Raw genomic sequence first — 20,791 nt, 5'->3', positions numbered from 1 at the left:
GATATTAAAAGCTTTCTCCAAAATAAGCAGCAATATCACTTCTTATGGTTTGTCTGAGCTGTATACCTGCTAAAATATTATCCTTCAAGGCTTTTTGTAAAAGACTGACTGCACCATTGCGAAATTTACTTAAATAAGGATGATCAATTTGTGCCCAATCCCCAAGAAATACAATCCTGCTTTCTTCTCCAATACGTGTACCAATGAGTTTGACTGTAGCATTTGAAGCATTTTGCACTTCATCAAATATCACAAATTTTTTTCCTATAGTGATTCCTCTTGCATGAGCAATATCAATAATTTCAATATTGTGTTTTTTTAAAAAATATTCGGTTGCGTCTCTCTTTTCAATAGTATTCACATCCCCGTGATATTCAATTTTTTTAGACAAAGATTGTTCTTGGAGTTTATTGATAGTAAAATTGATTGCACTATAGAGGGGATACATAAAATAACTAAGTTTTTGTGTTTCATCTCCTTTGCGGAATCCTAATTCAGATTCTCTATCGGTTGCAGTTACTGTGTTGCGTATATAGATAATACCATCTACAATGCCTTTTTTGACTAAATAAATACCTGCTTGGAGTGCGATGAGGGTTTTACCACTACCAGTAGAGCCAGTCGCAATAGTGATTGAGTTTTTTGGATGAATAAGCATCGTGTAGAGCATTTTTTGTTCTAAATTGATGGGTTTGATATAAGGATCAGTATTTTCTAGGATCTCATCTAGTTTGAGTTCTTCAAAATCCTCATCTATTTTGATGCCAAAATGTTTTTTCCCTGTAAAATAAAGTGAGCTATCAGTGTTGTCTTGTTGATTTATCTCTATAAGGCTCCAGCTTTTTAATTTTGAAAAATTTTTATCTTTTTTGAGTGAATTAAAATCCTCATTTTTGTGGATATTGAAATGATGCCAAAAATCAATATCATTTGGATTTTCGACACGGTCTCGAAAGAGCGATTGTGCTTTAATGCCTCTTGCAAGAGAACGGATTTTTAAAGAAATATCATTGCTTAAGAGGACAAATCCATAGTCATTAGCAATTTCTGCTATTTTGCTGTCATTAAGCGAGTGTTGAGTTTGTGGCGTCTTGTATTTTTGGCGGTAAATTAATGTGATAGGAATATTGTAAGGATTTTTTGAAAAAATCACTTCTTTGAAAAAATCACCTTCTATTTTTCGGATTTTGGAAGGTTTTTTAACAACTTGATCGCTGTTAATACATCGAAAAAATTCACGAGCAAAATAACCCGTCTCATTCTGAAGTTCTTTTTTCTTGTCTAGTTCTTCTATTACAATGTCACTGATAAAGAGATGATTTTGACCATTTTGATATAGATGCAGGATATTTTCTATATCATCAAGAATAATAGAAGTATCTAAAAGATAAGATTTTTTTGTCATCAATACTCTTTGCTTTGATTTTATAAGCTAATTTTAGCAAGTTTTGAAAATAATAATTACTCAAGCCTTTTTATTTATAGACTTTGAGTAAGTTTTATCTGAAAAATTTTACCAAGCACACCTTCCGCTTTTACATTGATTAATAGAAGCTGATGAAGGGAATGATAGTGTTCCTCTTCTGTCGTCGCCATCGCCTGTGCAATTGTTATTAGAAACAATCATATCAAATCTATTTTGAGGTAATGTTGTGACATGGTAAGTAAAGAAAGTTGTTATCCTTGCTCGTGGAAGAGCCAAATTACTTAAGACAGTTTGCAAGTCAGTAGTTGGTTGAGCAAGTTCTCTGTATCGTGCTAAAGTGATATTCACATTTGCTTGTAAGATGACTAAACCTTGTGTAGTTCTAATAATTGGTACTGCATGACCATTTGTCCTTCCATCTGGGAGGATTTGACTGAAAGCTGCTATCCATAAACTGCCAGGAGATGAATTTAAAAGCACACCCAATTCAGCAAGTATATCTGATTGGTTATAGGCTATGTTTGAAGGTATCAATTCGTATTGAGGTAGCATTGATATTGCCACTGCAGAAAATGACCTTCTCAGAATGCTCATAGGTGTTTCTGCTGGGTGTATGGGTGGGTACCAATCAAATATTTCTGAAATACTATCATGCAAGAGCGGGAAGCGATTTCTAAATGAAATAAAAGGATTCACACCAGGCATTGTGTCAAAGAAATATCCTGTCCTTTGTAAGGGTCCTTGTCCATTGTGTTCTTGAAGCTCAGCAATCATTTGTAGGCTTTGTAGGAAACAAATCCCGCACCTTCCTTGCAGTTCAGATCTGTAATTGCTTGAAACAGCTATATCATACAAACGTCTTATCCAAGATTCATCAAGGACAAAATCATGAGGCAATTCCCTAATAACTCTTTTTTTTGTAATTTTTTTCTCAAAACCAGGTGCAGGACAATATTGTAGATTATCTCCAAGATTACCATTAATATATCGTGACCAATCTCGCAAATCTTTTTCAATAATAAAAAGTGAAATAGGGCTTTTAGAAGTGTCTGTTTTTAGATAATTAGGTTTTACACTATAGGGGACACCCCAGTTAGTTCCATATCTTGATACTCTCAAAACATTGCCTTCAAAATCACGGATTACCCCTCCATCATCCCCTATGAATGAAATATCCCAAAATTTAGGGTTATTTTCTTTTTTTGATGGTTTGTCATTACATAGTTCCCAAGTAATCCAGTCCCAATTATTTTTTCCAATATCTGAAGCCATACAATAGAGATTTCCACTGATAATATTATATTGAGCAATATGACCATTTTCGACATTATAGTAAAGATCAGTAGTATTTTTACTTGACGAATTATTTTTAATAAAATAACGATCAGAGTCCAAATCCCATCCAAGAGAAGTTTGTATTGTAAGATTTCCAGGAGTAGCGATTGTGTTTAACCATTCTTTCATTGAAACATCTAAAGTATGATTGTAATTATCTTTAGAGTTCCTTGAAATATAACCATACCATTCATAGTCTTTAAGACGATACATACCATCTGCAGTCCAAAAAGCATTGTCTTTTACTATCCAACGTTGATTGACATCATTTACTGTACATGGTCTAAGGTGGACATAGTCCCATTGAGCTTCTGCCTTGATGACATTTTCAGGTGCAGTGATACAAAGCCATGTATCATCAATATTGTAGCTTATCCTTTGGAATACATCATAACGAGCTGCTATCGTTTCTTGTTCTGAGCAGCCTTGAATTTGGATATAAGATTCTCCTCCGCTGAATACGGGAGCATAACAAAAAATCCCACCATCATGGACTTTTATTTTTATTTGTCTGTCTTTAGGTTTGTCAGTAGGTTTTTGTATGATTGAAGCAGGTGTATCTGCATGAGAGAATTGAATGCTTAAGAAGAACGACATTAGTAATGTTGATAATATTTTTATCATTAGGAAACCCTTTTATTAGCTATAATTATTATTCTTACTTTATATTTTTGTAAGCTTTAATTAATTACGAAAGCATTTAAGTTTTATCTTCAAAGTTGAAATTTTTCTATCAAAGATAATTAAATATATTTTATCAAAAAATAATTTTTATATAGTAGAGTATGGGTTGCTAATTAAGATTTTTTTAATTTTGCCATTTACAATTTGTAACAACTTGGTGTGAGTACATAAAATCTAAAATATACTTAATCATAGATCACCACTCTTGAAGTTCATTATATAAGCTATCTCTTTCTATTGCCTTAAAGCCTGCATTTTTAATCTGAGAAACCATTTCATCTTTGCCCATTCCGGATTTACTTTTTGCTCCACCTGCTGATTGGATCGATTCTGCTTCAATTGTCCCATCCATATCATCAGCTCCAAATTCTTGAGCAACTAAGGCGAGATTCATACTTAATGTAGCCCAATAGGCTTTTATATGAGGGACATTATCCAAAACAATCCTAGAAATACTAATGGTCTTTAAAATTTCTTGACCACTAGGGAATTGTTCTACTTTGAGGTAATTATTTTGTTTTTGATAAAGCAGAGGAATAAATGCATTGAAACCACCTTTTTTATCTTCAACTATATTAGTATCTTGCTGAGCATTTTTTATCCTGAGCATATGATCTATGCGATTTTCACGATTTTCAATATGTCCAAATAACATTGTACAATTACTCATTTTCCCTAAAGAATGCCAATAATTATGAATTTCTATCCAACGTTGAGAATTTACCTTACCATTGCAGATATGTTTCCTAACTTTTTCATCAAAAATTTCTGCTCCACCTCCAGGCATCGAATTTACACCAGCTTTTGCGATATCTTCAAGGATTTTTTGATATCCTAAATTAAATCTCCTGTCCAAATAATCTACTTCAGCAGCTGTCATTGCTTTTAAATGAATATCAGGGATGGCTTTTTTGACTTCTGAAAAGAGGTCTAAATACCAGTTATAGGTATAATTAGGATTATGGGCACTGACAATATGGACTTCTTTAGCCCCACGTTTATAAGATGCAATGGCTTGAGAAAGGATTTCATCAATACTCATTTCATAAGTGTTAGGATTTTTTCTTCCTGCTGAAAATGCACAAAATTTGCACACATCAGCACAAATATTGCTTGGATTGATATGTCGATTCATATTAAAAAAGACTTTATTTTGGTATTTTTTCTTGCGGATACTATCAGCAGCTTTGCCTAGTGTAAAAATGTCGTATTCATATAGCTTGGATAGTTCGCTTGCATTCAGATTATCTCCTTTGAGAACTCTTTCTAAGAGATCCATTATGATTCCTTTTTTGACTATTTAAGTTTGATGTTTGAATTATTGTATCACAAAAATAGTAAGTTAAAATTTATCCTCCAGTGTGAAAAAAAGCTCTAGCAGAGATTTCATTAGACGTTATTTCTTCTTTCCAGTTATTTTTTTCTGGTTTATTGATGATGGATTGAAGAAGAATTTTTTTCATTTTGTATTTGTCTTTAGTTAGCATTGCTTCTTTGATGCTTATTGAATCCTGATAGTACAGACAAGGGCATATTGTACCTTCAGAAGTTAATCGGATACGATTGCAACTCTTACAAAAATCATCATTGTGTGGAGCAATGATTCCAAAGGTCTGATTTTCTGAAGTCTGATAGATTTTTGCAGGACCAGAGATTTCTTTTTGGATTTGTTTTAAGCTATATTTTTTTTGAATAGTCCAAAGGATTTCATCCTCTCTAAGCCCTACTAAACCGTCTTTGGCATGGATGTTTTCCATGTATTCAATATAGCGTAACATTATGGATTTTTCTTTGGCAAAATCTAGCATTGGGATGATTTCATCAGCATTGATTCCTCTGAGGGGAACCATATTGAGTTTGATTTTTAATCCGGATTCTATAGCAGCTTGGATACCTAAAAGGATAGAGTTTAAAGCATCTTTCTTTGATATTTTTACTACCCTATCTTTTTGGAGAGAATCTAAAGAAATATTTACACTATTGAGTCCTGAATTTTTAAGTGAAGCAGCATATTTTTTGAGTAAAAAAGCATTAGTAGTGAGGGCAATTTCAATATGAGGAGCATAAGAATGGATAGAGGCAATGAATTTATCAATATTTTTTCTGAGTAAAGGTTCTCCGCCTGTGATTCGGATTTTTTTTATACCTTCATCAATGGCTACTTTTAAAAATTCTAAAACATTTTCTAGTGGGACATCATTTTTGTCTTCATAAGATTCCATTGGTGTATTTGGCATACAATATTGACATCTAAAATTGCATTGTTTGGTAAGGGATACACGAATATAATCAATTTTTCTTCCAAAAGTGTCTGTAAGCATTTTCTACCTGTGATATAAAAATTTATATAACGCTCTGAATTTGATTGCAAATAAGTCTTTAAATATTATCATCATACAATAAATTTTATTAAATCAAAAGATTCTATAGCGAAGGATATACTATGATTGAAAATGTAGATTGTGTGATACTTGCAGGAGGAAAAAGTTCTAGAATGGGTAGGAATAAAGCTTTATTGCCTTTTGGGAATGAAGAGAGTTTAATCAAATATCAATATCAAAAAATGAGCCATATTTTTAAAAATGTGTTTATATCCACAAAAGATAAGAGTGATTTTGATATAAAAGCTCATTTTTTATATGAAAAAGATAAAATATTTTCTCCGCTTATAGGGATTGAGAATGCTTTTAAAAATTCTAAATCTGAACAAATATTTTTCATTACCACAGATACGCCTTTTGTAAAAATATGTAGTATTGAGGTGTTGTGTTATTTTGAAAAAAAATGTGATATAGTCTGTGCTTGTACGAGTGGAAAATCACATTATCTCATTGGATTATGGGATCGCAGTAGTGTTTCTTTTGTAACCAAAGCTTTGGAAAATCATTTGTATAAAATAGGAGATTTAGTCAAAGTTATGGATATTGGTTATGTCTATTTTGAAGATGAAGATGAGTTTTTTAATCTCAATACCCCACAAGACTATATAAAAGCCCTAGATTTGCTAAAGGAGAAAAATGGCTGGAGAAGAACAAAAAACTGAAGCCCCATCTTCACATAAAATCCAAAAAGCTAGAGAAGAAGGGAATGTAGCTAAGAGTCCTGAAGTAGTAGGTATTATAGGTCTTTTGACAGGGTTTTTAAGCATCGTGGTGCTGTTTCCATTTTGGTTAGGTGCATTTGAAAAGATATATATTGAGTCTTTGAAGTGGATACAAATGGATTTTACCCGAGAAAATATTTTTGATATGCTTTTAGGATTATTAGGGAATGTTTTGGTGATAATTCTACCGATTTTTTTGGTATTAGTAATTGCTGGAGTTATAGGCAACATAGCTCAGTTTGGATTTTTGTTGAGTACAAAAGCACTCCGTCCAAAATTGAGCAAAATCAATCCTATCAGTGGTATAAAAAATATTTTTTCTCTAAAAAAACTCTTAGATGGAGGGTTGATTACTCTGAAGGTTTTTTTGGCTTTTGGAGTAGGATTTTTGGTATTTTTGGTATTTTTAAAAGAGCTACAGCATATTGCTATGTTTAGTGTTTTTGATCAAATGTTGTGGTTTCGTAATAAGGTTTTTATCCTTGTAGGGGTATTATTGCTTTTGTTTTTTATCATGGCAATAGTGGATTTTATCATCAAAAGGCGACAATATATCAAATCACTCCGAATGAGCAAGCAAGAAGTAAAAGATGAATATAAGCAACAAGAAGGAAATCCTGAAGTCCGATCTAAAATCCGTCAAATGATGTTAAAAAATTCAATGAGCAAAATGATGAGTGCCATTCCAAATGCAAATGTTGTGGTTACTAATCCCACTCATTATGCAATTGCATTGCGTTTTGGAGAAAATGATCCTGCGCCAGTTGTTGTAGCTAAAGGCATTGATCATCTTGCTATTCGTATTAAAGCCGTTGCTAGAGAGCATGAGATAGAAATCATAGAAAATCCAAAGCTTGCTAGGACTTTATACAAAGAAGTAGACATTGATGAACCAATTCCTAGAACTTTATTTGAAGCTGTAGCGATCATATTTGCACAAGTAGCAAAAATCCAGCAAGAAAAAGGAAAGAAATTTTTATGATTTATGATTTAGTATTGATGACTAAAGATTGTAAAATAAAGACTTAAGAATAACTCGGTTTAATAAAGAGAATATATGATATCTCAATCTCATTTAGATGAAAAACAAACTGTTGATTTAGGGAGTTTTTATACCCCAACTTTTATCGTTGAAATTGTTTATGATATGGTTTTAAAGCAAATATTGAATCAAAATTTTGATATTAGAGATTTTATCCTTTTAGACACATCTTGTGGGTATGGAAATTTTTTAAAAACTCCTTTAGATTTTGATAAAAAAATTGGAGCTGATATTGATAAAAAAGCTATTGAAATAGCTAAGGATAATTTTAAAAATTTTAAAAAATCCCCATTGTTTTTGGTGGGCAATTCTCTTTTTAATCTCAAAAGAGAAAAATTCAATATTAAAGAATCTGATAAAATAATTATTGTAGGCAATCCACCATATAATGATAAAACTTCAATTATAAAAAGTCATATAAAAAATCAGGATTTTGATTTGGTTGATATTGACCTCAAACATAGAGATTTGGGGATAAGTTTTTTGTTGTCATTTGCACATTTATGTGCTGATTTTATTTGTATTTTACATCCTCTTTCGTATTTGATCAAAGAATCCAATTTTAAATCTATGAAAAAATTTTATAAAAATTATATCCTTGTGGATTCGCTTATCATAAGTTCAGAAGTATTTTGTCCAAATTCTTTAAGTTTTTTCCCTATCTTGATTGCTCTTTATAAAAGAGATAATGAAGGAATGGACTTTGATTATATTAAAAATCATACATTTAAAACTATAGAAAATAAATCATTCAGATTGAATGATTTTGATTTTATTTCTAATTATATTGATAAATATCCTAATAAAAATAAGGTTTTATCATCACAAAAAGTAGCGATGTTTTATACTATGCGTGATATTAATGCCCTAAGACGTTCTAAGACTTTCATTACTAAAGATTGCAATAATGCAGTCTATATCCCAAAATCAAAATATAGTCTTTATTGTTTTGTAGATGTGTTCAAACAAATCATCAGTCATATTCCTTATTATTTTGGGAATTGTGATGTTATGATTGATTATGATGGATTTTTGAAATTAGAGGATGAATTTATCAAGTCATCCCAAACAAAAATTTTAAATAGTAAGGTAATGGATTATTTTAAAAATCTTTTAAGGGATCATTATGAGGATTGATAAACTAGAGGAATCAAATAAAAAAATTTATATTGATATGCCACTCACTGCTCAACATGGAAAAATAAGGGTAAAAATTAGGAACAGTTTTTATGAATATGGATTGCCCGTTGCTACAAGAAAACACATCTTTAGCCAAAAGCATTATATTGAATGGATGATTGGTTATGATGTGGTTAAAAAAGATAAAGAAAAAATAGGTCTTACAACTTTGCAGGATACAGAATTTATCGGATCAAACAAGGAATTAAAATCTCTTTATGAATTGAGTGAATATTTATATTATTTTAAAAAATGGGGAATTGTCAATAATAATGAAATATCAGACTTAATGGAATTTTTGAATAATCTTAGAATGAATGATTTTTTAGATTCTAATGCAGACTTTGAAATCTTAAGGACTCATCCAAAAAATAAGAAGGTTCTTGGAATTGATTTTTATTGCAGTGAAGTGAAATATCCTTTATTGGTACATCAGTTTGAAAGGTTTGATATTTTAGTCGAAATCATTATGAAAGAAAAACAAAGAGCTATTGGCATCCAGCCAATGATTTATGTTTGTTTCCCTATTACGGAGTTGATTGCAAAAAATAATACTCAACTTCTAGGTAGGTGTGCAGAGAAAAAAGAATTTGCTTATTTGGTGTTGAATGATAATCACAAGAATCTATTGTTGGGCTTATTTAGGATTTTTGGAATCTTAAGCTATGCACACAATCGTGATATAGTGGAGATTTTAAAAATCATTTATAAGATATAAATTTTTAAGAGTGATTCTCAATTATGGTCTATAGATTTTGTGTTTCCAGCCAACTCATAGTATCTGCAAAAATTTCTTCTTTATTTATTTCATTAAAAACCTCATGCCTTATTTTTTCATAAATCTTGATTGCAGTGTTTTCATAACCTTGTGAGCGGATATGTTGATAGGCTGTTTGGACACCTTTGGAAAAATCTCCACAAATATCTTCATCCCCACTTACAAACAATATTGGTAATTGTGGATTTTGAGGTTTTTTAGGGTATGTGGAAAAAACTTTTTTCATCCCTGATAAGAGATTAGCAAAACTATTTGTACTGAAACGAAATTGGCATTTAATATCACTCAAATATTCTCTAACCACAGACTCATCACTACAAGACCAATAGCCTTTAATCATATCTTTATTTTTGGTAAATAGCTTAAATTTAGTATTAAAAGAAAGTATATCGCCAATTTTTGGACTTGAATGTATTCCTAATTTATCTGCGACTCTGAATAAAAAACTACCAAAGCCTAAAAATAGATTTGGAGAAGGTGTGCCTGATAGGATGAGGGCATCTAATTGGTTTTCATAAAGCTGTAGGAATCTTCTAGCCAATAAAGAACCCATACTATGACCCAATAAGACAACCTTACTAGAAGGGTATTCTTTGGAGATGATATTTCTAAGGGTGAACATATCATCTACTGCTTTTTCAAATCCATTTTTACCCATTTCTCCTAGAGGGATTTTGTTATTGAAGCTATCGCCATGTCCTCTATGATCGTTGATAAAAATAATATAACCTTTTTTTGCAAAAGATTTGCACAACCATTCATACCTGCCTTTATGTTCAATCATTCCGTGTGCAATTTGTATGACAATGCCATTAGATTCTTGGGGTATATAACAATCATAGGTAATTTTGAGTAAATCGCTTTTGAAAGTCAAATTTTTTATTATTTTCATTTGTTTATTCCATTTTGATTGCTATATAATAAAAACAATGTATTATAACAAAAGGACTGATGATGAAGATTCTTACTTTCAAAAAAACACAAAATTCTCCTTATGAAGTCGGTATTTTGGACAAAAGTGGTCAAAAAGTTTTGGGTTTATCAATTGATTCTATGGAAAGTCTGATTTTGAAATGGGATAATATTAAGCCTCAATTAGAAGAAGAATTTCAACATAAAGAAGGGAATATTTACTTAGATGATATTATTAAAGTTGCTCCAATCCCTCATCCTAGGCAAGAGGTAATTTGTTTGGGGATCAATTATATAGATCACGCAAAAGAATCTGCAAAATTTAAAAAAGAAGAATTTGAAGGCAGACGAGAAGAAGCTGTTTATTTTGGAAAACGTGTGAATGAGGCTGTCGGCGATGGTGGAAAAGTCCCACTCCATAGTGATATCACAAAACAATTAGATTATGAAGTAGAATTAGGGGTTATTATTGGTAAAGATGCTTGGCATGTGAAAAAAGAACAAGCTTTCGATTATGTATTTGGCTATACAATCATCAATGACATTAGTGCTAGAGATGTGCAACTCAAACATAAACAATGGTATTTTGGCAAAAGTTTAGAGGGTTCAATGCCAATGGGTCCTTGGATCGTGTCTAAAGATGAGTTTAGTATCCCTCCGATTTTAAAGATTTCTTCTTATGTTAATAAGGAATTGCGTCAACAAAGCTCTACAGATTTGCTTATTTTTGATATTGGGTATGTGATTGAAGAATTAAGCCGGGGAATGCTGCTTAAGGCAGGCAGTATTATTTCAATGGGTACTCCTGCAGGAGTTGGTATGGGTTTTACCCCACCTTTGTTCCTCAAAAATGGGGATGAGGTAGAGTGTTATATTGAAGGAATAGGGTCTTTAAAGAATGTGATTTTTGAATGAATCAAGATTCCAGGGCACTTTTAAGGTCTGAGATCAAATCAGATGCATTTTCCAACCCTACACTCAAGCGGATTGTATTAGGTAAAATGCCAACTTTAATCAAGTCTTCCGGACTGAGTTGAGAATGTGTTGTGGAAGCAGGGTGGACAATGAGTGATTTTGTATCCCCTATATTGACTACGATACTAAAAATCTCCGTATTGTTGCATATTTTTTTAGTCGATTCAAAATCCCCATTTATTTCAAAGCTTATAAGTCCGCTGCATAATCCGTCTTTGAGATATTTCTGGGATCGTGCAAAATAAGGATTTTCCTCTAAGGCAGGGTAATTTACAGAATGAACCTTTGGATGAGATTTTAGAAAATTAGCAATTTTTAATGCATTATTGCTGTGTTCGTGGATACGAATTTTTAGGGTTTCAAGTCCTTGTATGACTAGCCAAGCATTGAATGGACTGAGTGTTGCACCTATATCTCTAAGCAAAGCTGTGCGGACCCTGAGGTTGAAAATAGGCAAGGGGACATCAGCATAGATCAGTCCGTGATAACTAGGATCAGGGGTATTGAATTGTGGATATCTAGGATTGTCTTTGATAATATCTTTCAAACCATCCCTATCAATAATAGCTCCTGATATTGTGCTACCTTGACCACTTGCATATTTGCTTAAACTATGGACAACTACATCGACTCCCCACGAAATTGGATTGCATAGAATCGGAGTGGCAACTGTGTTATCGCATATTGTTATGATATTGTATTTTTTGGCTATTTTTGTAATTTCCTCAATAGGAGCTATAGCGATTTGAGGGTTACTCAAACTTTCAAAAAAGATAGCTTTAGTTTTGTTATCAATGAGTGGTTCAAGCGTATTGACATCATCAATACAAAATACCCTTGCTTCTATCCCAAAAGTTTTGAGCGTATGGGTGAATAAATTGGCTGAACCCCCATATATTTTGTCTGCTACTATGATGTTATCACCTGTAGATGCAAGATTAATGATGGCATAAAAAATAGCTGCTGAGCCGCTTGCAGTAACTACGCCGCTTGCTCCACCTTCAAGTGCAGCAAGACGTTTTTCCAAAACTTCATTAGTTGGATTGGTAAGGCGAGAATAAATATTGCCTAATTCTTGGAGTGCAAATCTAGCTCCTGCTTGTTGTGAACTATCAAAAGCATAAGCAGTGCTTTGATAAATTGGCACATTCATTGTTTTTTGAGTGTCTCTTTCATATCCTTGATGAATCGCTAAAGTTTCAGGTGCAAATGATTTATTTTTCATTGTGAATCCTTTTAAAATGAATTTGTGTTGCAACAAAGAAAATCTATCAAAATAATTTTAAATACAATATGTGTTTTATATATTTAATGAATAAAAATTTTTGATATGTTACAAAAATAAACAAATACAATATGTGTTTTATGGATTCTAGGTATTGGATAATATGTTTCAATTTGATATTATTCTTCAGATAGAGATTTTATAGATGATTAGGAGTTATATGAATATAAATTCGCAAAATATTGCATTCAATTATGAGAAAAAAACTTATTTAATTAATGATGATGTTTTGAAAAAAACAATATTGCCTCCTGATTGTGTTGATTTGATTGTAACTTCTCCTCCCTACAATGTAGGCATTGATTATAATTCAAGTAATGACAACAATGCTTATGGAAAATATCTTGAATTTTCAAGACAATGGATTGAAAATTGTTTTTATTGGGCAAAAGATGAAAGTCGTTTTTTGTTGAATATCCCATTGGACAAGAATAAAAATGGTGTGCAAAGTGTTGGTGCTGATATAACTAGAATTGCTAAGGAAGCAGGTTGGCTTTATCGTAGTACTATTGTTTGGAATGAGGGTAATATTTCTCGCAGGACAGCTTGGGGGTCTTGGATTTCTGCTTCTGCACCTTGTGTGATTGCTCCTGTTGAGTTGATAATAATTTTTTATAAAAAAAATTGGAAAAAAACAAATGGAAGCAAAATATCAGATATTTCAAAAGATGAGTTTATATCTTGGACAAATGGTTTATGGACTTTTAATGGCGAGAGCAAAAAAAGAATAGGGCATCCTGCTCCTTTTCCAAGAGAACTCCCAAAAAGATGTATCAAGCTTTTTAGTTATGTTGATGATATTGTACTTGATCCTTTTTGTGGAAGTGGCACTACAATGATTGAAGCTTTTTTAAACCACAGAGAGTTTATTGGTATTGATATAGATCAAAATTATTGTCAGTTGGCTAAAAAAAGATTCTTAGATATTGTCAATAAAGAAAAGGAATTGTTGTGAAAGAGCCTAGACAATTAGATTTTATATTAGAGTATTTTAAAAAATATCCTAACCAAGATATTTCTCATCCTCAAGCAGTTGATTGGATAAGCAATGAATACAAAGAGAAAACACGAAAGGTTTTTAGGGATGTTGATAGAGGGATTAGAAGCTTGCATCAAAGAGGTTATTTGATAAAAGTAAAGAAAGGTGTTTATCGTTATGAACCAAATTTTATTTTAAGAGATGATTTGGAAGATTTTTACCCACAATTAAGGAAACAAATTTTAGAACGTGATGGGTATAAATGTGTTATATGTGGCATGGGTAAAAAAGAAGGGGTGGAGTGCATGTTGATCATGTAAAGCCAAAAGATTTGGGTGGTAAGGCAACATTAGAGAATGGTCAAACTCTATGTGCAATGCATAATTTTTTGAAGAAAAATCTAAAACAGACAGAAACTGGGAAAAAGATCTTTGTTAGAATACTTGAAGAAGCAAAGCGTGAAGGTGAAAATAAACTTGTTGATTTTATTGAGGAAGTATTGGGGCTATACGAAAAACATAATATAAATGGTCATATTAAGTGGAAGAAATGAATTTAGTCTTTTTGCTCTGAATGCCTAAATTTGTCATAGGCATTTTTTCTTAATATGCAGGAATTACATTCCCCACAACCATAGCCCCAAATATGCTGAGTCCCTCTCACTCCATTATAGCAAGTGTGAGTATCTGTTAGGATGATCTCTAGGATACCTAGTTGTTTTGCTAAGGCAAATTCTTTGGCTTTATCTATGTGCATTAAAGGGGTGTGGATTTTAATATTTGTATCCGATCCTTTATTGAGTGTCTTTTCAATTGATTGTATAAAATCTTCTCTGCAATCAGGATAGCCACTATAGTCCTCTTGGGACACCCCCAATGCTAAATTTTGAGCTTGGATTTTTTGTGCGAAACTATGGGCAATAGTCGTAAAAAGAGCATTCCTATTAGGCACAAAAGAAGAGGGCAGGCTAGGATTTTGTTCGTAAGGATCATTAACATTTTTTTCACTATTTTGCAATAAGGCAGATACTGTAATTTGGTCAAAAAATTTTATAGGGATGATATGGAAGGGCAAGGAAAGTTTTTGAGCGATGATTTTTGCTTGATCAAGTTCAATTTTATGCTTTTGATCATAATCAAAGCCAATCAATACAACTTCATCAAATTTTTCCTTTGCCCAAGCAGCTACAGTTGTGCTATCTTGCCCACCACTAAAACTTACTACGATTTTTTGTCCCATTTTTTGTCCTTATAAATTGAATGAATAACTTTGATATAATACAAGAATTTTTAAGGATAACAAAAGGATAAGTAGTGTTTGAGATTGCTTTACCCTTAGAAGTTAGGGTTATCATTGAAGCATTACAGAAGGCTGATTTTGAGGCATTTGTTGTTGGTGGGTGTGTACGTGATAGTTTACTAAAAGAACAATTTGATGAATTTTCACCTTTGTATCCTAAAGATTGGGATATTGCCACTTCTGCTAAGCCAGAATCTATAAGAAGAGTGCTTGAGCCTCTTAAAATACAAGTCATTCCTACTGGAATCAAACATGGAACCATCAGTGCCCTTATAGGCAAAAAAATATATGAGATCACTACTTATCGTATTGATGGAGAGTATATTAAGCATCGAAGACCTAAAGAAGTTTTTTTTGTTTCCAATCTCAAAGATGATCTTTATAGACGCGATTTTACGATAAATGCAATGGCTTATCATCCTGATATTGGGATTTTTGATCCTTTTGATGGAAAAAATGATTTGAAAAATAAGATTATTAAAGCCGTGGGTAATCCTAATGAGAGATTCAAAGAAGATGCTCTTAGGATATTGAGGGCTTTGAGGTTTGCTTCAAGGTTTGGATTTGAGATTGATACACTAACCAAAAAGGCTATTTGGTCGCATAAAAAATTATTAAAATTTATTTCCAAAGAACGTATCAGAGAAGAAATCAAAGGTATACTTTGTGGCAAATGGGCAGGAGATGTATTGCGTGAATATATAGAGATTATTGGTTTTGCATGGAGTGGTGAAAATAATATATTTGAGCGAATAATCCACGATAAAGAAAAAATTTTACAGGCTATTGCTTTTTGTCCACAAGAATTTATCCCTCGTATAGCTATTTTGATTTATGAATCACAAATTACACTCCAAAGATCTGATGAGATTTTAGCACAATTATATTTTGATAAAAAAACCCAAAAGACTATCTTTGAACTTATCAGGCATATTCCAATTGAATTTGTTGAAGAAAAAAGTTGGATAAAAAAATATTTGAATATTTTGGGTCAACAAAGATTTAAAGTCTTGTTGGGAATAAAATCTGCACAATATAAAAGTGAGGGTAAACCACAAGGAATCATAAAAATAAAAAAAATAGGTATTATGCTTGAAGAAATTATCCAAAAAAATGAACCATTTAGCCTTAAAGATTTAGCTATTAATGGATATCATCTCAAAGAGATTGGAGTGCCAAGAAAAAAAATAGGTATTATGCTTGAAGCTATGCTTGAAGCTATCATTGATGAAAAAATTTCAAATCGTCAAGATGAGCTTAAAAAGTTTGCAAAAGGACTGCTTGGAATGGATAGACAATATGGATAAAAAAATCAAATATGTTATAATTGGGCGATATATAAGTAGGGTATGATAATGCAAATAGATTTTGACAATTTGTTGATGTTGGCACCTTTGGCTGGGTACACCGATCTTCCATTCCGAAAAGTAGTGAAGAAGTTTGGCGTTGATGTAACAGTAAGTGAAATGATAAGTTCACATGCTTTGGTCTATGCCAATCAAAAGACATTAAAAATGGTTCAGAAATCTCCAGCTGAATATCCATATTCTGTTCAAATTTCAGGTTCAAAAGAAGATATTTTGAAAAGAGCTGTTGAAGTACTTAATGAAGAAGAAGGTATTGATATTATAGATTTTAATTGTGGTTGTCCAGCTCCAAAAGTAGCCAATCATGGTAATGGAAGTGGTCTATTAAAAGACCTTTCTCAGTTGGTCAAAATGTTAAAAATTATCAAAGAAACTACAAATAAGCCTTATACGAGTGTAAAAGTTAGGCTTGGTTTTGATAAGAAAATCCCTAATGAAATTGCTTCTGCTCTCAATGATGCTCCAGTAGATTTTGTTGTTGTACACGGACGTACGCGTAATGATGGCTACAAAAAAGATAGAATTGATTATCAAAGCATTGCTCAAATGCGTAAGATTTTAAAAATACCTTTAGTTGCTAATGGTGAGATTGATAGTGCAAAAAAGGCAAAAAAAGTGCTTGAAATCACAGGTGCTAATGGTCTTATGATAGGGAGGGCAGCTTTGAGTAGTCCTTGGATATTCTGGCAAATCAAAAATAATACAGATGCAATCCCTGTAGTCATTAAAAAAGAACTTGTTTTAGAACATTTTGATGCAATGGTGGATTTTTATGGAGAAAGAGGAGTGGTGATGTTTCGCAAAAATCTTCACGCTTATGCTAAAGGTCATAGTAATGCTAGTGAATTTAGGACACGAGTCAATGCAATGGTTTCTTCAGAACAAATGCGTGAAGAAATTGGTAATTTTTTTGATGAAGGTATTTTTGAAACGGACTTGCCTTTATTGGTTGAATTGAATAAAAAAAGTGTGTGAGGATTAAAAATGAGGCTTTTTTTTTTATTCCTAATTGCTTTACCTCTTTTTGGAGTGCAAGATAATATTTTTGCCGGATTTGGTGCTGGTTTAGGGACTAGATATCAGAGTGATTTTTGGCAACAAACTACCAAAGATAATTCAAGCTGCGTAGGTGGGACATGTATTGGGAATAAGACAAGTGGGGCTTATCAAGGTCAAGCAAATAATTCCTTTTTTGCTATGCTTGGAGATGAAGCATTTTTTGATAAGTATTATATTACAGGATTGCGTATTTATGGGAGTGTTGAATATGCTAGTGTTACTTTAGGTAATCTTATACCAACAAGTGTAAGCAATCAGCCTGCTAGGGATACTCATTTTACGACTATTACAGGTATGAAAGATGCCACTACTCCAACTATTGGCTCTGTTCCAATGCAACCAGTACCAGATCCTCAAAATCAACTTTTTGACAATGGAATATGGATGTCTTATAGCCTTAATCTTGATTTTTTCTTGAATCTTCCAATTGACAATCTTGTGCAATTATTTTGGAGTAAAATGCCTTTTTTTAAGCTTGGAGTTTATGCTGGTGGTGGTGTAGAATACTCAGCTTTAATAAGCCATTCTTGGCAGAATCAAACCATTGGGAAAAATGAAAAATTTTATGCTTCAGGGAGTGGCTTTTTTGTCAATCTAGGAGGATCAATTTATATTGGTAGGCATAATCGTATCAATGTTGGTTTGAAAATACCTTATTATAGTTTGAATGCTCAAAATTGGTATGATTTTGGAGATCCAGATCCTTGGAAACAACAACTTTTGAGACAAAATTTTGATATCACCAGGAACAAAGAATGGCGTATCAGTTATGTTTATTTGTTCTGAAGATAAATAATTTATTCTTCAATCATTTTTAACTCAGAATCTTGAATTTTTTTGATCCTATCTATAATATTGCCTTTGCCAATTTGAAGAGATTTATTAGCAATTTCATAGCGATTTTGAAGTGTTTGAATGCTCTTACCTATCTCATTCATATGGTTACAGAAAGTGAGCATTTTATCTTTAAGTGTTTCAAGTTTAGCAATTATATTGCGATAATCCTTGTCAATTTCTTCATTTTTCCAAAGGTTGGCGATAGTCATTAGGATTGACATTAGTGTGCTTGGGGAAGTGATGACTATCCTTAGGTTATAAGCTTTGTTGAATAAATCATGATCTGCACGCATTGCCTCAATAAAAGCCCCTTCTATTGGGATAAACATAATTGTAAAATCTGGACTTTCACCTTTGGTGAATAAATGGTATTTTTTCTTACCTAATTCATTAAAATGAGTGTAAATATTTGCCAAAAGCATTCTTGTATTTTTTTGAATGTCTTCTTTGGTTTCTGAAGCAATGAGTGCATCATAAGCATTTAGATTTAGTTTGGCATCAATGACAATCATCCTCTTCTCAGGTAGATCAATAATAATATCAGGCTGGTAGGATTTGTTAGAATCTTCATCTTTAAAGTGGACTTGTTTATGGTAATTTTGTCCTTCTATGAATCCATTTTTTTCTAATAAGGATTCTAAGATCATTTCACCCCAATTCCCTCTAGTTTTGCTTTCTCCTTTGAGGGCTTTTGTTAGATTGGTAGCTTCTTTAGAAATAGTTTCATTGAGTTCTTTTAAGAGTCTGATTTCTGTGAGCAATCCAGTTCTTTCTTTGGTTTGTTCATTTTTTAGTGTTTCAAAAGCATCTTTGAAATCTTTGATTTCTTTTTGAAGTGGTGCAAGGGTTTGTAGCTGTGTTTTTTCAAAATCTTGTGTTTTGTTTTTAAGGATTTTTTGACTGAGATTTTCAAATTCTAATTTGAGCTCTTTTTTAATTTTTTCAGTATCTTTGAGTTCAATTTTTAAGGATTGTAGTTTTTCTCTTTCATCCAAGAGACATTTTTCATAATAGTCTTTTTGTGTATTGTTTTGGTATTGTAGGTTTTGTAATGAATATGTAAATTTTTCTTCAGAAGTTAGAAGCTTGGATTCATAATGATTTTTTTGTATGATGATTTCATTTTGAAGTTTTGTGGCTTTGGATTTTAAACTCAGAGTGTAAAGCCCTAAAAATAAAACAATGACGATGAGTAAAATAAATGAGATGATAGATAGCATTGGTTAAAAGTTATCTCCTTGATAATTTGTCAAATTGTGCGTGAATTTTTTAATACAATTATTAATGCTGGTAATGCAAAAATTGCAGCAAAGATAGGGTTAAAAATAATACCCAAATGGGCAAAAACTAACCCACCAATAAAAGAGGCTAAAGCAATACCAACATTAAAAGCAGCTTCATTGATACTAATTGAGCTATCTGTAAAGTTAGGAGTGTATTTTTGTGCACTTATTATCGCAAGTGTTTTGAGTGGAGAAATCCCACCAAAGGCAAAAAAACCCATCAGGCAAAGGTTGACAATAACCATTGTTTGTGAATAAGCACTCAAGCTTACAAGGGCATATACAATGACTTGTCCTAATAAGATGATGCGTAAAGACATGATTGAACCTTTCAGATCAGTAAGTTTTCCACCCACTAAATTTCCTATGATGGCACAAATTCCATATAACAATAAGACAAAAGCTATCATTTTTTTCTCAAATCCACTGACATTAAGCAATAAGTCTGCAATATATGTATAGAGTACAAATCCCGCTCCACAAGTGCATATAGTAATTGTATAGCATTTGAGTAGGGGTGGAATTTTTAGGGCTAAAAATAAATATTTTATTTTGGTTGGAGAACCTTTTAAATGATTTGGCATGATGAATAAAACACTCAAAAAAGCCATACTTGTCAGGATGAAAATCAGAAAGAAAACTGCTTGAAATCCAAAAATTTGTCCTATAAAAGTCCCTAATGGCACTCCTGTGACTAAAGCAATAGTCAGTCCTGAAACCATTACGGCTATGGCTTGACTTTCTTTACCTGTTTTGGCAACTTTTATCGCACTAATGGTAGCGATTACAAAAAATACTCCATGCATAAAGCCTGCAACCAACCTTGCAAAAAGGCTTAAATAAAAATTATTGCTGATAGCAATGATGAGATTAGCAATGGCAAATACACCTAGATTGATGAGTAACTGATATTTTCGATTCAATGGACTTAGAGGGATGGTAAGTAAAGGTGCCCCAATGACAACACCAATAGCATAAAGTGTTACCAGCCAACCGGCAGTGGGCTGGGTAATATGGAAATATTTTGCAATATCAGGCAAAATCCCTGCGACAATAAATTCTGTTACACCCATACAAAATGAGCTTAATGCTAGTGCTAAAATAGCTTTGTTAGAGGTGTTGGGTTTCATATTTTATCCAATTTTATCCAAAAGATTTTAAATTTGGATTGTATCGGAAATTTTGTGTATTCTAAATTTAAAATATAGGTTTTTGATGTTAAAATGAGAAAATATAAATGAAAGGAAT

At 32.2% G+C, this 20,791-nt stretch carries 20 protein-coding genes; 11 read left to right on the top strand and 9 right to left on the bottom strand.

Translation table 11 applies throughout. The features are described from left to right. Positions 1-4 precede the first annotated feature (4 nt). The 4 genes from BKH44_RS02460 to moaA form a co-directional block, all read right to left on the bottom strand. Positions 5-1,405, bottom strand: coding sequence for a PhoH family protein (locus tag BKH44_RS02460; RefSeq protein WP_095269734.1), 1,401 nt, complete (start codon positions 1,403-1,405; stop codon positions 5-7). 108 nt (positions 1,406-1,513) lie between these two features. Next, a complete protein-coding gene (locus tag BKH44_RS02455; protein ID WP_095269733.1) occupies positions 1,514-3,385 on the bottom strand; it encodes a DUF1561 family protein in 1,872 nt (623 codons plus the stop codon). Between the two features lie 256 nt (positions 3,386-3,641). After that, positions 3,642-4,724 carry an aminofutalosine synthase MqnE gene (gene mqnE / locus BKH44_RS02450; protein ID WP_095269731.1) on the bottom strand — a complete coding sequence of 361 codons (1,083 nt, stop codon included), beginning with the start codon at positions 4,722-4,724 and terminating at the stop codon, positions 3,642-3,644. Positions 4,725-4,794: 70 nt separating this feature from the next. Then, a complete protein-coding gene (gene moaA / locus BKH44_RS02445) occupies positions 4,795-5,766 on the bottom strand; it encodes a GTP 3',8-cyclase MoaA (RefSeq protein WP_095269730.1) in 972 nt (323 codons plus the stop codon). A gap of 122 nt (positions 5,767-5,888) precedes the next feature. Here moaA and mobA point away from each other — a divergent pair, with 122 nt between their 5' ends. The 4 genes from mobA to BKH44_RS02425 all read left to right on the top strand — a co-directional run bounded on the left by mobA (position 5,889) and on the right by BKH44_RS02425 (position 9,487). Continuing rightward, the gene (gene mobA / locus BKH44_RS02440) at positions 5,889-6,488 is read left to right on the top strand and encodes a molybdenum cofactor guanylyltransferase MobA (protein WP_095269728.1); all 600 of its coding nucleotides are present in this window, start codon (positions 5,889-5,891) and stop codon (positions 6,486-6,488) included. Then, positions 6,463-7,530 carry a flagellar biosynthesis protein FlhB gene (flhB, locus tag BKH44_RS02435; RefSeq protein ID WP_095269726.1) on the top strand — a complete coding sequence of 356 codons (1,068 nt, stop codon included), beginning with the start codon at positions 6,463-6,465 and terminating at the stop codon, positions 7,528-7,530. Before mobA ends, flhB begins: the two co-directional genes overlap by 26 nt. A gap of 75 nt (positions 7,531-7,605) precedes the next feature. Beyond that, positions 7,606-8,727 carry an SAM-dependent methyltransferase gene (locus BKH44_RS02430; RefSeq protein ID WP_095269725.1) on the top strand — a complete coding sequence of 374 codons (1,122 nt, stop codon included), beginning with the start codon at positions 7,606-7,608 and terminating at the stop codon, positions 8,725-8,727. Beyond that, positions 8,717-9,487, top strand: coding sequence for a R.Pab1 family restriction endonuclease (locus BKH44_RS02425; RefSeq protein WP_095269723.1), 771 nt, complete (start codon positions 8,717-8,719; stop codon positions 9,485-9,487). Before BKH44_RS02430 ends, BKH44_RS02425 begins: the two co-directional genes overlap by 11 nt. 28 nt (positions 9,488-9,515) lie before the next feature. Here the strand turns inward: BKH44_RS02425 and BKH44_RS02420 are convergent, their stop codons facing one another. After that, the gene (locus BKH44_RS02420) at positions 9,516-10,439 is read right to left on the bottom strand and encodes an alpha/beta hydrolase (protein WP_095269722.1); all 924 of its coding nucleotides are present in this window, start codon (positions 10,437-10,439) and stop codon (positions 9,516-9,518) included. 62 nt (positions 10,440-10,501) lie between these two features. Here BKH44_RS02420 and BKH44_RS02415 point away from each other — a divergent pair, with 62 nt between their 5' ends. Then, entirely contained in the window at positions 10,502-11,374 is an 873-nt protein-coding gene (locus BKH44_RS02415; RefSeq protein ID WP_095269720.1) for a fumarylacetoacetate hydrolase family protein, read from the top strand. Between the two features lies 1 nt (position 11,375). Here the strand turns inward: BKH44_RS02415 and BKH44_RS02410 are convergent, their stop codons facing one another. Continuing rightward, positions 11,376-12,659, bottom strand: a complete 1,284-nt coding sequence (locus tag BKH44_RS02410) for an O-acetylhomoserine aminocarboxypropyltransferase/cysteine synthase family protein (RefSeq protein ID WP_095269719.1) — start codon at positions 12,657-12,659, stop codon at positions 11,376-11,378. Positions 12,660-12,879: 220 nt separating this feature from the next. Here BKH44_RS02410 and BKH44_RS02405 point away from each other — a divergent pair, with 220 nt between their 5' ends. The 3 genes from BKH44_RS02405 to BKH44_RS08935 are packed head-to-tail and all read left to right on the top strand — an operon-like array spanning position 12,880 to position 14,251. After that, positions 12,880-13,674, top strand: a complete 795-nt coding sequence (locus BKH44_RS02405) for a site-specific DNA-methyltransferase (protein ID WP_180674085.1) — start codon at positions 12,880-12,882, stop codon at positions 13,672-13,674. Next, on the top strand, positions 13,671-14,018 hold the full coding sequence (locus BKH44_RS08940) for a hypothetical protein (RefSeq protein ID WP_257842571.1): 348 nt from the start codon (positions 13,671-13,673) through the stop codon (positions 14,016-14,018). Before BKH44_RS02405 ends, BKH44_RS08940 begins: the two co-directional genes overlap by 4 nt. Beyond that, entirely contained in the window at positions 14,000-14,251 is a 252-nt protein-coding gene (locus BKH44_RS08935; protein WP_257842570.1) for an HNH endonuclease signature motif containing protein, read from the top strand. Before BKH44_RS08940 ends, BKH44_RS08935 begins: the two co-directional genes overlap by 19 nt. Positions 14,252-14,253: 2 nt before the next feature. On the opposite strand, the gene queC is transcribed toward BKH44_RS08935, so the two are convergent. Continuing rightward, the gene (gene queC / locus BKH44_RS02395) at positions 14,254-14,937 is read right to left on the bottom strand and encodes a 7-cyano-7-deazaguanine synthase QueC (protein ID WP_095269715.1); all 684 of its coding nucleotides are present in this window, start codon (positions 14,935-14,937) and stop codon (positions 14,254-14,256) included. Positions 14,938-15,011: 74 nt separating this feature from the next. Here queC and BKH44_RS02390 point away from each other — a divergent pair, with 74 nt between their 5' ends. The 3 genes from BKH44_RS02390 to BKH44_RS02380 are packed head-to-tail and all read left to right on the top strand — an operon-like array spanning position 15,012 to position 18,209. After that, positions 15,012-16,304 (top strand): hypothetical protein, encoded by a 1,293-nt coding sequence (locus BKH44_RS02390; protein ID WP_095269713.1) that lies wholly within the window; start codon positions 15,012-15,014, stop codon positions 16,302-16,304. A 54-nt stretch (positions 16,305-16,358) separates the two neighbouring features. Further along, positions 16,359-17,339: a tRNA-dihydrouridine synthase gene (locus BKH44_RS02385; RefSeq protein ID WP_180674090.1), complete on the top strand. Its 981-nt coding sequence runs from the start codon at positions 16,359-16,361 to the stop codon at positions 17,337-17,339. Positions 17,340-17,348: 9 nt separating this feature from the next. Then, on the top strand, positions 17,349-18,209 hold the full coding sequence (locus BKH44_RS02380) for an outer membrane beta-barrel protein (protein WP_095269709.1): 861 nt from the start codon (positions 17,349-17,351) through the stop codon (positions 18,207-18,209). Between the two features lie 11 nt (positions 18,210-18,220). On the opposite strand, the gene BKH44_RS02375 is transcribed toward BKH44_RS02380, so the two are convergent. Both BKH44_RS02375 and BKH44_RS02370 read right to left on the bottom strand, forming a co-directional pair. Continuing rightward, positions 18,221-19,480, bottom strand: coding sequence for a DNA recombination protein RmuC (locus BKH44_RS02375; protein ID WP_095269707.1), 1,260 nt, complete (start codon positions 19,478-19,480; stop codon positions 18,221-18,223). 29 nt (positions 19,481-19,509) lie between these two features. Continuing rightward, entirely contained in the window at positions 19,510-20,673 is a 1,164-nt protein-coding gene (locus BKH44_RS02370; RefSeq protein ID WP_095269705.1) for an MFS transporter, read from the bottom strand. Positions 20,674-20,791: the final 118 nt, after the last annotated feature.

It is taken from the genome of Helicobacter sp. 13S00477-4 (assembly GCF_002272785.1).
In the GTDB taxonomy this organism is placed as follows: Bacteria; Campylobacterota; Campylobacteria; order Campylobacterales; family Helicobacteraceae; genus Helicobacter_J.
This window is presented reverse-complemented; position numbering and strand designations above follow the sequence as displayed.

What these genes read in the sequence shown, in the direction of transcription:
- BKH44_RS02460 (WP_095269734.1), bottom strand. Translation starts at nt 1,405, where the DNA reads ATGACAAAAAAATCTTATCTTTTAGATACTTCTATTATTCTTGATGAT.
- BKH44_RS02455 (WP_095269733.1), bottom strand. Translation starts at nt 3,385, where the DNA reads ATGATAAAAATATTATCAACATTACTAATGTCGTTCTTCTTAAGCATT.
- mqnE (WP_095269731.1), bottom strand. Translation starts at nt 4,724, where the DNA reads ATGGATCTCTTAGAAAGAGTTCTCAAAGGAGATAATCTGAATGCAAGC.
- moaA (WP_095269730.1), bottom strand. Translation starts at nt 5,766, where the DNA reads ATGCTTACAGACACTTTTGGAAGAAAAATTGATTATATTCGTGTATCC.
- mobA (WP_095269728.1), top strand. Translation starts at nt 5,889, where the DNA reads ATGATTGAAAATGTAGATTGTGTGATACTTGCAGGAGGAAAAAGTTCT.
- flhB (WP_095269726.1), top strand. Translation starts at nt 6,463, where the DNA reads ATGGCTGGAGAAGAACAAAAAACTGAAGCCCCATCTTCACATAAAATC.
- BKH44_RS02430 (WP_095269725.1), top strand. Translation starts at nt 7,606, where the DNA reads ATGATATCTCAATCTCATTTAGATGAAAAACAAACTGTTGATTTAGGG.
- BKH44_RS02425 (WP_095269723.1), top strand. Translation starts at nt 8,717, where the DNA reads ATGAGGATTGATAAACTAGAGGAATCAAATAAAAAAATTTATATTGAT.
- BKH44_RS02420 (WP_095269722.1), bottom strand. Translation starts at nt 10,439, where the DNA reads ATGAAAATAATAAAAAATTTGACTTTCAAAAGCGATTTACTCAAAATT.
- BKH44_RS02415 (WP_095269720.1), top strand. Translation starts at nt 10,502, where the DNA reads ATGAAGATTCTTACTTTCAAAAAAACACAAAATTCTCCTTATGAAGTC.
- BKH44_RS02410 (WP_095269719.1), bottom strand. Translation starts at nt 12,659, where the DNA reads ATGAAAAATAAATCATTTGCACCTGAAACTTTAGCGATTCATCAAGGA.
- BKH44_RS02405 (WP_180674085.1), top strand. Translation starts at nt 12,880, where the DNA reads ATGAATATAAATTCGCAAAATATTGCATTCAATTATGAGAAAAAAACT.
- queC (WP_095269715.1), bottom strand. Translation starts at nt 14,937, where the DNA reads ATGGGACAAAAAATCGTAGTAAGTTTTAGTGGTGGGCAAGATAGCACA.
- BKH44_RS02380 (WP_095269709.1), top strand. Translation starts at nt 17,349, where the DNA reads ATGAGGCTTTTTTTTTTATTCCTAATTGCTTTACCTCTTTTTGGAGTG.
- BKH44_RS02375 (WP_095269707.1), bottom strand. Translation starts at nt 19,480, where the DNA reads ATGCTATCTATCATCTCATTTATTTTACTCATCGTCATTGTTTTATTT.
- BKH44_RS02370 (WP_095269705.1), bottom strand. Translation starts at nt 20,673, where the DNA reads ATGAAACCCAACACCTCTAACAAAGCTATTTTAGCACTAGCATTAAGC.